The organism is Pseudomonas sp. H3_C08 (assembly GCF_054669455.1).
The window spans coordinates 6,186,676-6,198,405 of sequence record NZ_CP162803.1 but is presented as its reverse complement, the minus strand read 5'-3'; the positions used below and the strand labels follow the sequence as shown (position 1 = coordinate 6,198,405).

General features: G+C 57.1%; 10 protein-coding genes and 2 tRNA genes. All 12 read right to left on the bottom strand.

Annotation, left to right across the window (positions count from 1 at the left end; all coding sequences use genetic code 11):
- Positions 1-13: 13 nt before the first annotated feature.
- The 12 genes from pnp to glmM all read right to left on the bottom strand — a co-directional run bounded on the left by pnp (position 14) and on the right by glmM (position 11,725).
- The gene (gene pnp / locus AB4N74_RS28095; RefSeq protein ID WP_460097878.1) at positions 14-2,119 is read right to left on the bottom strand and encodes a polyribonucleotide nucleotidyltransferase; all 2,106 of its coding nucleotides are present in this window, start codon (positions 2,117-2,119) and stop codon (positions 14-16) included.
- A gap of 193 nt (positions 2,120-2,312) precedes the next feature.
- Positions 2,313-2,582 carry a 30S ribosomal protein S15 gene (gene rpsO, locus AB4N74_RS28090; protein WP_003177875.1) on the bottom strand — a complete coding sequence of 90 codons (270 nt, stop codon included), beginning with the start codon at positions 2,580-2,582 and terminating at the stop codon, positions 2,313-2,315.
- Between the two features lie 143 nt (positions 2,583-2,725).
- Positions 2,726-3,643, bottom strand: coding sequence for a tRNA pseudouridine(55) synthase TruB (gene truB / locus AB4N74_RS28085; protein ID WP_093435771.1), 918 nt, complete (start codon positions 3,641-3,643; stop codon positions 2,726-2,728).
- A 4-nt stretch (positions 3,644-3,647) separates the two neighbouring features.
- Positions 3,648-4,049: a 30S ribosome-binding factor RbfA gene (gene rbfA / locus AB4N74_RS28080; protein ID WP_095049714.1), complete on the bottom strand. Its 402-nt coding sequence runs from the start codon at positions 4,047-4,049 to the stop codon at positions 3,648-3,650.
- A 159-nt stretch (positions 4,050-4,208) separates the two neighbouring features.
- A complete protein-coding gene (infB, locus tag AB4N74_RS28075; RefSeq protein ID WP_095119526.1) occupies positions 4,209-6,740 on the bottom strand; it encodes a translation initiation factor IF-2 in 2,532 nt (843 codons plus the stop codon).
- 27 nt (positions 6,741-6,767) lie between these two features.
- On the bottom strand, positions 6,768-8,249 hold the full coding sequence (gene nusA, locus AB4N74_RS28070; RefSeq protein WP_093435760.1) for a transcription termination factor NusA: 1,482 nt from the start codon (positions 8,247-8,249) through the stop codon (positions 6,768-6,770).
- 47 nt (positions 8,250-8,296) lie between these two features.
- Complete coding sequence (gene rimP, locus AB4N74_RS28065) at positions 8,297-8,755, bottom strand: ribosome maturation factor RimP (RefSeq protein WP_007915250.1); 459 nt, start codon at positions 8,753-8,755, stop codon at positions 8,297-8,299.
- Between the two features lie 139 nt (positions 8,756-8,894).
- Positions 8,895-8,971: transfer RNA gene (locus AB4N74_RS28060), tRNA-Met, on the bottom strand.
- Between the two features lie 97 nt (positions 8,972-9,068).
- A tRNA-Leu gene (locus AB4N74_RS28055) sits at positions 9,069-9,154 on the bottom strand.
- Between the two features lie 21 nt (positions 9,155-9,175).
- Positions 9,176-9,562 carry a preprotein translocase subunit SecG gene (gene secG, locus AB4N74_RS28050; RefSeq protein ID WP_460097877.1) on the bottom strand — a complete coding sequence of 129 codons (387 nt, stop codon included), beginning with the start codon at positions 9,560-9,562 and terminating at the stop codon, positions 9,176-9,178.
- 4 nt (positions 9,563-9,566) lie between these two features.
- Positions 9,567-10,322 (bottom strand): triose-phosphate isomerase, encoded by a 756-nt coding sequence (gene tpiA, locus AB4N74_RS28045; RefSeq protein WP_016986498.1) that lies wholly within the window; start codon positions 10,320-10,322, stop codon positions 9,567-9,569.
- Between the two features lie 65 nt (positions 10,323-10,387).
- A complete protein-coding gene (gene glmM, locus AB4N74_RS28040) occupies positions 10,388-11,725 on the bottom strand; it encodes a phosphoglucosamine mutase (RefSeq protein ID WP_257357000.1) in 1,338 nt (445 codons plus the stop codon).
- Positions 11,726-11,730 lie beyond the last annotated feature (5 nt).

The window sequence follows — 11,730 nt, the reverse complement described above, 5'->3', positions numbered from 1 at the left end:
AGCCTGGGGGTGATTAAACGCCCGAAGCCTTGGCCGCTGCCACGTCTTTGATGGACAGCTTGATACGGCCGCGGTTGTCCACGTCCAGTACCAGCACTTCCACTTCCTGGCCTTCTTTCAGGATGTCGGTCACTTTCTCTACGCGAGCGTCGCTCAGCATCGAGATGTGCACCAGACCATCCTTGCCCGGCAGGATGTTGACGAATGCGCCGAAGTCGACGATGCGCTCAACCTTGCCGACGTAGATCTTGCCGATCTCGGCTTCAGCGGTGATACCCAGAACGCGCTGACGTGCTGCTTCAGCCGCTTCCTTGGTTTCGCCGAAGATCTTGATCGAACCGTCGTCTTCGATGTCGATCGAAGCCTTGGTTTCTTCGCAGATCGCACGGATGGTCGCGCCACCTTTACCGATAACGTCACGGATCTTGTCGGTGTCGATTTTCATCGCGATCATGGTCGGAGCGTTGGCCGACAGTTCGGTACGCGACTGGCCGATGATCTGGCTCATCTGACCGAGGATGTTCAGGCGCGCTTCCAGGGCTTGGCCCAGAGCGATTTCCATGATCTCTTCGGTGATGCCCTTGATCTTGATGTCCATCTGCAGCGCAGTAACGCCTTTGGCGGTACCGGCTACTTTGAAGTCCATGTCGCCCAGGTGGTCTTCGTCACCAAGGATGTCGGTCAGGACGGCGAACTTCTCGCCTTCTTTAACCAGACCCATGGCGATACCGGCAACCGGCGCCTTCATCGGCACACCAGCATCCATCAGGGCCAGGGAAGCGCCGCAAACGGAAGCCATCGAGCTCGAACCGTTGGATTCGGTGATTTCCGAAACTACACGGATGGTGTACGGGAACACGTCAGCGGCTGGCAGCATGGCCGAAACCGAACGACGGGCCAGACGGCCGTGACCGATTTCACGACGACCAGCACCACCCATGCGACCACACTCGCCCACCGAGAACGGAGGGAAGTTGTAGTGCAGCATGAACGGGTCTTTTTTCTCGCCTTCCAGGGTGTCCAGCAGTTGTGCGTCACGGGCAGTACCCAGTGTTGCAACGACCAGAGCCTGGGTTTCACCACGGGTGAACAGCGCCGAACCGTGAGTCTTCGGCAGAACGCCGACTTCGATGTTCAGCGGACGTACGGTTTTGGTGTCGCGACCGTCGATACGTGGCTTGCCGTTAACGATGTTTTCGCGAACGGTGCGGTATTCGATTTCGCCGAAAGCGGCTTTGACTTCGCTGGACGAAGGCTGGCCTTCTTCACCAGACAGCTTGGCAACGACTTGATCCTTCAGCTCGCCCAGACGCGCGTAACGGTCGGCCTTGACGGTGATGGTGTAAGCCTGGGAGATCGCTTCGCCGAACTCGGCACGGATAGCGCCCAGCAGTTCGGTGGCTTCTGGCGCAGGCGCCCAGGTCCAGGTCGGCTTGGCAGCTTCGGCAGCCAGTTCTTTAACGGCGTTGATCACCACCTGGAACTCGTCGTGAGCAAACAGTACCGCGCCCAGCATCTGGTCTTCGGTCAGCTCTTTGGCTTCCGATTCAACCATCAGTACGGCGTCGGAAGTACCGGCAACGACCATGTCCAGGCTCGAAGCAGCTTGCTGCTCGTAAGTCGGGTTCAGCAGGTAGCCGGTGCTTTCGTGGAAAGCTACACGAGCGGCGCCGATCGGGCCGTCGAACGGAATGCCCGAGATGGCCAGGGCAGCCGAGGTACCGATCATCGCAGCGATGTCCGGATCGGTTTTCTTGCTGGTGGAAACGACGGTGCAGACAACCTGCACTTCGTTCATGAAGCCTTCAGGGAACAGTGGACGGATCGGACGGTCGATCAGTCGGGAAGTCAGGGTTTCTTTCTCGGAAGGACGGCCTTCACGCTTGAAGAAACCACCAGGGATCTTACCGGCAGCGTAAGTCTTTTCCTGGTAGTGAACGGACAGAGGGAAGAAGCCCTTGCCCGGATCGGCTTGTTTTGCGCCGACTACAGTCACCAATACGCTGACGTCGTCGTCAACGGTGACCAATACTGCGCCGGAGGCCTGACGGGCGATACGGCCAGTCTCGAGGGTAACGGTCGATTGACCGAACTGGAATTTTTTGATTACCGGGTTCACGGTGTCCTACCTTCTTTGTGGCTCTTGGGGGAACTGGTTTCTTGCGAATTCTTGGGCAATGTCGGGAATCGGCCCAACCGTTGTCCGGGTTAAAACGTGTATCCAGATAAAACTTGAGGCTGGGAGCCTGCAAGCCGCCAGCGGTAAACCGCAGACGTCCGACAGACAACCAACCTCATAGCGCAATCGCTGATTAGCGACGCAGACCCAGGCGACCGATCAGAGTCTGATAACGACCCAGATCCTTGCCTTTCAGGTAGTCCAGCAGCTTGCGACGCTGGTTTACCATGCGGATCAGACCACGACGGGAGTGGTGATCTTTACCGTTGGCCTTGAAGTGACCTTGCAGCTTGTTGATGTTGTGGGTCAGCAGTGCAACTTGCACTTCTGGCGAACCAGTGTCACCAACAGCTTGCTGGTAGTCAGCAACGATTTGAGCTTTTTCTTGAACGTCGAGAGCCATGAGGCAATCCTTTTTATCAGGAAACTGTTTCAGGGAAACAGCTTCAACAGGCCAGGGACAAATCCCTGTATCTATAAATGAGTAGTGACCGTGCCTGTTAACAGCCACCCTCGCCAGCCTGCTTTGACACAGACCGGTTTCGGTCATTCCGACCGAATCAGTCGACGTGGTGCAATGCGCCCGTCTTCGCTCACTTCACCGATACCGATGAAGCGACCATTGTGATCCTGTACCCGTACCATGCCGAACTTCGGAGCATCCGGGGCACGTACCGGCTGGCCGTTGAGCCAGTAGAACGCACTCGCTTCCGAGAAGTGCAGCAACGGCCAATCCAGCAGGCCGCTGTCCGATGGCATCAGGAATCGATCAACCGCTTCGTTGCCGCCTTCGGCATGTACTGCTTCAAGCTCTTCGAGGGTAACCGTCTGCGCCAGGGTGAAAGGCCCGGCCTGGGTACGACGCAATTCAGCGACGTACGCACCACAACCGAGTTGCTCACCGATATCCTCCACCAGGGTGCGAATATAGGTGCCCTTGCTGCAATCCACCGCAAGACGCGCAGTATCGCCTTCGAAGGCCAGTAATTCCAAGCGCGCAATAGTAACAGAACGCGGTTCGCGCTCCACTACTTCGCCTGCACGAGCCAGCTTATACAGCGGCTGGCCATCACGCTTGAGCGCCGAGTACATCGGCGGTATCTGACTGATTTGCCCGCGAAATTTCGGCAGAACCGCTTCGACATCGGCGCGACCAACGGTCACCGGGCGCTCCTGCAAAACCTCACCTTCGGCGTCTGCCGTGGTGGTGGTCTTGCCCAGTTGCGCCAGAGTTTCATAACCCTTGTCGGAATCGAGCAGGTATTGCGAGAACTTGGTGGCCTCACCGAAGCACAACGGCAAAACGCCGGTGGCCAGTGGGTCTAGGCTACCGGTGTGACCGGCCTTCTCGGCATTGAGCAGCCAGCGGACCTTCTGCAACGCAGCGTTGGAGGTGAACCCCAACGGTTTGTCGAGCAAGATGATGCCGCTGACATTACGACGGATACGTTTGACCTGAGCCACCGAATTACTCCTTGGTGTCTTCAGGTGCAGCGACGTCCAGGTGCTGATTGTCTTCAGCCACGGCGCGCTCGATCAGGGCCGACAGGTGCGCGCCACGCACGACGGATTCATCGTAGTGGAAGTGCAATTGCGGCACGCTGCGCAGTTTCATTTCACGGGCCAGCTGCATGCGCAGGAAACCTGCGGCGGCGTTGAGCACCTTGATGCTTTGCGCGATATCTTCAGCGTTGTCCTGGCCCATCACGGTAATGAAAATCTTGGCGTGACCGACGTCACGGCTGACTTCCACAGCGGTAATGGTGACCAGACCCACGCGTGGATCTTTGACTTCGCGACGGATCAGTTGGGCCAGCTCACGCTGCATCTGATCGCCGATACGTTGGGTACGGCTGTATTCTTTTGCCATGATTTGTTACCTGTTACTGCCCTGCGGTGAAACCCGCAAGGTCTGAAAGCGGCAAACGCCCGGCCTGACAAAAGCCAGACCGGGCGTTGCGTTTAGAGTCCGGGTGATGCGCCGCACCGTTGAGTACGGCAGCCCATCACGGCTCCTGAAGTGTGCGAGTTAGAGGCTGCGAGCAACCTGAACCTTCTCGAAGACTTCGATCTTGTCGCCGACTTTGACGTCGTTGTAGCTCTTCACGCCGATACCGCATTCCATGCCGGCACGTACTTCGGAAGCGTCATCCTTGAAGCGGCGCAGGGATTCCAGCTCGCCTTCGAAGATAACGATGTCTTCACGCAGTACACGGATCGGACGGTTACGGTGCACAACACCTTCGATCACCATGCAGCCTGCGATCGCGCCAAACTTCGGCGAACGGAACACGTCACGCACTTCGGCCACACCCAGGATGTTCTCGCGAACATCGCTGCCGAGCATGCCGGTCAGGGCTTTCTTGACGTCTTCGATGATGTCGTAGATCACGTTGTAGTAACGCATATCCAGACCTTCCTGCTCGACGATCTTGCGAGCGCCAGCATCGGCACGCACGTTGAAGCCGAACAGTACAGCGTTGGAAGCCAGTGCCAGGTTAGCGTCGGATTCGGTGATACCACCAACGCCGCCGCCGACTACACGCACTTGTACTTCGTCGTTGCCCAGGCCATTCAAGGCACCGTTCAACGCTTCCAGCGAACCACGGACGTCGGATTTGAGGACGATGTTGAGCGTCTTCTTCTCGGCCTGACCCATGTTTTCGAAGATGTTTTCCAGCTTGCCGGCGTGAGCGCGAGCCAGTTTGACTTCGCGGAACTTGCCTTGACGGAACAGAGCCACTTCACGGGCTTTCTTCTCGTCAGCAACCACGCTCATCTCGTCGCCAGCGTCCGGGGTACCGTCCAGGCCGAGGATCTCGACAGGGATGGATGGACCGGCTTCTTTGATTGGCTTGCCGTTCTCGTCGAGCATGGCACGCACGCGGCCATAGTTCGAACCGACCAGAACCATGTCGCCTTGGCGCAGGGTACCGTCTTGAACCAGAACGGTTGCCACCGGGCCACGACCTTTGTCGAGACGCGATTCAACCACAACGCCACGGCCAGGAGCCGATGGAGTTGCTTTCAGTTCGAGAACTTCAGCTTGCAGCAGAACGGCTTCAAGCAACTCGTCCACGCCAGTACCGACTTTCGCCGAAACCGGAACGAACGGCGTATCACCGCCCCACTCTTCGGAAGTCACGCCGTGAACCGACAGTTCGCTACGGATGCGATCGAGATCGGCGCCCGGCTTGTCGATTTTGTTCACTGCTACAACCAGTGGAACGCCAGCCGCTACAGCGTGCTGAACAGCTTCAATGGTCTGCGGCATCACGCCGTCGTCCGCTGCAACCACCAGGATCACGATGTCGGTCGCCTTGGCACCACGAGCACGCATTGCGGTAAACGCGGCGTGACCCGGGGTGTCGAGGAAAGTGACCATGCCGCGTTCGGTTTCAACGTGGTATGCACCGATGTGCTGAGTAATACCGCCGGCTTCGCCAGCAGCTACCTTGGCACGACGGATGTAGTCGAGCAGGGACGTTTTACCGTGGTCAACGTGGCCCATTACGGTCACGACTGGCGCACGGGAGAACGACTCACCTTCAAACTTCAGGGACTCGGCCAGGGAATCTTCCAGGGCGGTGTCGCTGACCAGGGTCACTTTGTGGCCCAGTTCTTCGGCTACCAGTTGAGCAGTTTCCTGATCAAGCACCTGGTTGATGGTCGCTGGAGTACCCAGTTTGAACATGAACTTGATGATTTCAGCAGCCTTGACCGACATCTGATTGGCAAGATCGCCAACAGTGATGGTCTCGCCGATCTGCACATCACGCACGACAGGGCCGGTTGGGCTCTGGAAACCGTGTGCGTTGCGCTTCTTCAGCTTGGCCTTGCCGCGACCACCACGACGGAAGCCATCGCTTTCTTCGTCGGTAGTGCGTGGTGCCACGCGTGGAGCCGGCGCTTTTTCTTTGACCGAGGCGCGATGCGGAGCGTTTTTGCGCTCGCCATCACCGCCACCGCTGCGACGATTGTTATCGTCAGCACGTGGCTTGTCCGGACGGCGCTGTTCGTTCTGCTTGTTGCGAACGTCAGCAGACGGAGCTGGAGCAGCGGCAACCACCGGTGCGCTTTCGCGAACAGGTTCGGCAACTGCAGCCGGCGCCGCAACGGCGTCGCTGGTAGCGTTCTGCGCAGCAGCAGGCTGATTACGCGCTTCTACTTCGGCGCGTTGCTTGGCTTCTTCTTCAGCCTTCTGACGGGCAGCATTTTCTACTGCGCGACGCTCATCCAGTTCACGCTTGCGCTCGGCTTCGATTTCTTCCGGGCTGCGCTGTACGAAAACTTTCTTCTTGCGGACTTCAACGCTGATGCTTTTGCTGCCAGCAACACGCAGGGTGCTGGTGGTTTTACGCTGCAGCGTGATCTTGCGTGGTTCTTCCACTTTCGCCTTGTGGCTGCTTTTCAAGTGAGTCAGCAGGGACTGCTTCTCACTGTCAGTCACATTTTCTTCGGCGGCGGTGTGCGGCAGACCTGCCTCACGCATCTGCTGCAACAGGCGCTCTACCGGTGTTTTGACCTCATCGGCCAGTTGTTTCACCGTGACTTGCGTCATGCACTTCTCTCCTCAGGCCGCGCCTAATTACTCGAACCAGTGGGCTCGGGCGGCCATGATCAACTTGCCGGCACGATCATCGTCAATGCCGTCGATGTCGAGCAGGTCGTCAATAGACTGCTCGGCCAGGTCTTCGCGGGTAATTACGCCGCGCACCGCCAGTTCCATCGCCAAATCCTTGTCCATACCCTCAAGCGAGAGCAGGTCTTCGGCCGGATGGGCGTCTGCCAGCTTTTCCTCAGTAGCGATGGCTTTGGTCAACAAACGATCCTTGGCACGAGCGCGAAGCTCGTTGACGATATCTTCGTCAAAGCCGTCGATGTTGAGCATTTCTTCCAACGGTACGTAGGCAATCTCTTCCAGGCTGGTGAAGCCTTCATCTACCAGCACCTGAGCCAGTTCTTCGTCGACTTCCAGCTCGTCGATGAAGTTGCGCAGGATGTCGCCGGTTTCTGCTTGCTGCTTAGCCTGGATGTCCGATTCGGTCATCACGTTCAGGGTCCAGCCAGTCAACTGGCTCGCCAGACGCACGTTCTGACCACCTCGACCGATGGCCTGAGCCAGATTGTCTGCGCCAACGGCGATGTCCATTGCATGGGCATCTTCGTCAACGATAATTGCCGCAACCTCAGCCGGGGACATGGCGTTGATCACGAACTGAGCCGGGTTGTCATCCCACAGGACGATATCAACACGCTCACCGCCCAACTCGCCCGACACTGCCTGGACGCGCGAACCGCGCATACCAATGCAAGCGCCCTGCGGGTCGATGCGTTTGTCCTTGGAGCGGACGGCGATCTTGGCGCGCGAACCCGGATCACGGGACGCTGCCATTACTTCGATCAGGCCTTCGGCAATTTCCGGCACTTCGATGCGGAACAGCTCGATCAGCATTTCCGGCGCGGTACGCGACAGGATCAGCTGCGGGCCGCGGTTCTCGGTGCGGATTTCCTTGAGCAGCGCACGCAGGCGCACGCCGACACGGAAAGTTTCGCGAGAAATGATGTCTTCACGGGCCAGCAACGCTTCAGCGTTGTTACCCAGATCGACGATCACGTTGTCGCGGGTGACTTTTTTCACGGTGCCGGAGATGATTTCTCCCAGGCGCTCGCGATAGGCGTCGACCACTTGAGCGCGCTCGGCTTCGCGAACTTTCTGCACGATGACCTGCTTGGCAGTCTGTGCAGCGATGCGGCCGAACTCGATGGATTCGATCTTTTCTTCAACGACGTCGCCAACCTTGGCGCCAGGATGCGTTTCAGCAACCTTGGTTGGCCAGGTTTCGATGGCCGGATCGTCGAGATCATTCTCTTCAACGACCGTCCAGCGACGGAAAGTTTCGTAAGAACCGGTGTGGCGATTAATCTCCACACGCAGGTCTACTTCGTCTTCAAAACGCTTTTTGGTAGCAGTGGCCAGAGCCAGCTCCAGCGCTTCAAAAATTACGCTTGCCGGTACGCCCTTTTCATTGGATACCGACTCAACAACCAGCAGTACTTCTTTGCTCATCGTACGCCTCGCCTTTCGCAAGCCATTGGATCCGCGGGATCCGCGTCTCAGTCAAAACTGGGAATAATGTTGGCCTTGTCGATCATATCGATCGGCAACAGGAACTCATGGTCGTCTACCTGCACCACGACATCCTGTTCTTCTACACCGCGCAGAAGGCCCTGAAAGTTGCGTCGACCTTCAAAAGGCGAGCGCAGCTTGATCTTCACTTGTTCACCGGCAAATTTTGCAAACTGCTCAAGAGTGAACAGTGGGCGCTCCATGCCAGGCGAGGAAACTTCGAGGGTGTATTCAACGGAAATTGGATCTTCAACATCCAGTACACCGCTGATCTGACGGCTGACAATGGCGCAATCGTCCACCAGCACGCCACCCTCTTTATCGATATAAACGCGCAACATCGAGTGACGACCCTGAGCCGAAAACTCGATACCCCAGCATTCATAGCCCAGGGCCACGACCACCGGGGCCAGCAAGGCCTGCAACTCTTCTAGCTTGCTCGACACCTGAACCCCCTAGTGCATGATATGTGCATGCTTTGCAAAATAAAAAAATGGGCTTAACGCCCATCCTTGAAACGCCGTCGAACAGCGGCGTTGAAAGTGTCCAGCTAACAAAAAGCCCCTTAAAAGGGGCTCCTTAAACTGGTTGCGGGGGCCGGATTTGAACCGACGACCTTCGGGTTATGAGCCCGACGAGCTACCAGACTGCTCCACCCCGCGACAAAGCTGGGGCGGAAGTATACGACCGATCCCTTATAGGGTCAATGTAACCTTCCACCTGCAAGAAAGCCCGCAACAGCGGGCTCTCCTGACTAATTGGTACCGAGAAGGGGACTCGAACCCCTACACCCTATGGGCACAACCACCTCAAGGTTGCGTGTCTACCAATTCCACCACCTCGGCAAAACTACGTTGAAACCCTTCTTACTTCTGCTCTTGAGCTGGAGGTACGTCAGTCGCTGGAGTAGTCGACTTTTGCTCTTGAAGCACCGGGACATCATCAGAAGCCGGTTGTTGTTGCTTAGGCACTTCCAACACTGCTGGATTTGGGAGACCTGCCTGAGTCAGCTGATGAGCCTTCTCTTTAGCAAAGTAACCTAACCCCAAGCTGGTTATGAAGAAACCGGCGGCAAGTATAGCAGTAAACTTACTAAGAAAGGTAGAGGAACCTTGGCTTCCGAACACAGTATTTGAAGCACCTGCTCCGAAAGACGCGCCAGCGTCCGCACCCTTACCCTGCTGCAGCAAAACCAGAGCAACTACGCCCAATGCACCCAGCAGATGAAAAACGACTACGACTGTTTCCAGCATTTTTTCAGTTTCCCGCGGCGCGACAGATCGCACCGAACTCATCTGCATTCAGGGAAGCTCCACCAATGAGCCCCCCATCGATATCCGGCATGCCGAACAGTTCGACCGCATTGGCCGCCTTCACGCTGCCGCCGTATAGAAGGCGCACACCTCGTGCGACTTCAGAATTCTCTGCCGCCAACTGCTCGCGAATGGCTTTATGCACATCCTGAGCCTGTTGCGGCGTTGCAGTCAGTCCGGTACCAATGGCCCAGACAGGCTCGTAAGCGATGACTGCCTTGGCAAAAGCACCTACACCCAGCTCCTCGATGATGCTGCCCAGCTGACGCCCGACAACCTCAAGAGTTTTTCCAGCTTCGCGTTGCTCAAGGGTTTCCCCTATACACAACACCGGAATCAAGCCACATGCCTGTGCCGCTGCAAACTTGCGATTCAGCATCCCGTCTCGCTCACCCATTATCTGGCGGCGTTCGGAGTGCCCGACAAGCACAAGGGAACAACCTGCATCCACCAACTGACTCGGTGCAATCTCACCGGTCAATGCACCTTGCATGGATTCCACCGCAGAATTCTGCGCACCGACCGAAATCGATTTGCCTTTCAAGCCATCAATCACTTGATTGATATACAAGCAAGGCGGGAATACCGCGACATCAACACCGCTTGGCAAGGCCAGATGACGAAGGCCGTTGATCAGCTCAGCGACGCTGGCGCGGGTACCGTGCATCTTCCAGTTACCAGCTACCATAGGGCGACGCATGCTGTACCTCGTCGGTCAAAGTGGGCGCAGATGTTACCCAACACAATCATGGCTTGCAAGCCGTATCAGGCAGAAACTTCAGTTACCAGTTTTGCCAGCTCTTCGGCGTAGTTGCGAACCTGGGTTTCATCCTCGCCTTCGACCATTACCCGCACCAGAGGCTCTGTCCCGGACTTGCGCAAAAGCACGCGCCCGCGTCCCGCCATTGCCTGGGTGACGCGCGCACTGGCCTCCTTGACAGCCGGGTGCTCCAGCGGACTTTCGCCACCACCAAAACGCACATTGATCAGTACCTGAGGGCACTTGCGCAATGCCTGGCGGGTTTGCGCCAAACCTTCATTACGGGTCTTCAGCGCCATCAGCACCTGCAACGCAGCGATGATCGCATCACCGGTCGTGGTGTGATTGAAGCAAACGATATGCCCCGAGTTTTCTCCGCCGACCAGCCAGTTGCGTTCAAGCAACTCGGCAATCACGTAACGGTCGCCGACATTGGCACGAATAAATGGAATCGAAAGATCCGCCAGCGCGAGTTCCAGCCCCAGATTACTCATCAGGGTACCAACGACACCGCCCTGCAATTTGCCCCGCTCATGCAGATCACGAGCGATGATAAACAGCAATTCATCACCATCGACGATGGCGCCAGTGTGATCGACCATCAGCACCCGATCACCATCACCATCGAAAGCGATACCCAGGTCGGCATGCTCGGCGAGCACCGCAGCCTGCAACTGACCCATATGGGTCGAGCCGCAGTTTTCATTGATATTCAGACCGTTTGGCTGCGCTGACAGCACGACGACTTCTGCCCCCAACTCGCGGAAGACACTCGGAGCCACCTTATAGGTCGCACCGTGCGCACAGTCGATAACGATCTTGAGACCGGAAAAACTGGTTCCGGTTGGCACACTGCTTTTGCAGAACTCAATGTAGCGACCTGATGCATCGTTGATTCGCGACACTTTGCCGATCTTGCTCGACTCGACCACAGTCATCGGGGCATCGAGCAGCTCTTCAATCATCAGCTCCAGCTCATCCGGCAGCTTGGTGCCTTTACCGGAGAAGAACTTGATGCCGTTATCGTCATGCGGATTGTGCGAGGCACTGATCACGATACCGGCCTCAGCCTGAAACGTACGCGACAGATAGGCAATGGCCGGCGTCGGCATAGGACCCAGCAACATCACATCAGCCCCCGCCGATGTCAGACCAGCCTCAAGGGCCGACTCGAACATATAGCCGGAAATCCGCGTGTCCTTGCCGACCAGCACCTTGCAAGCGCCCATTTTGCGGAACGCCATGCCGGCAGCCCAGCCGAGCTTGAGCATGAAGTCAGGAGTAATCGGGTATTCACCGACTCGACCACGAATGCCGTCAGTACCAAAGTATTTCTTGCTCATAACTG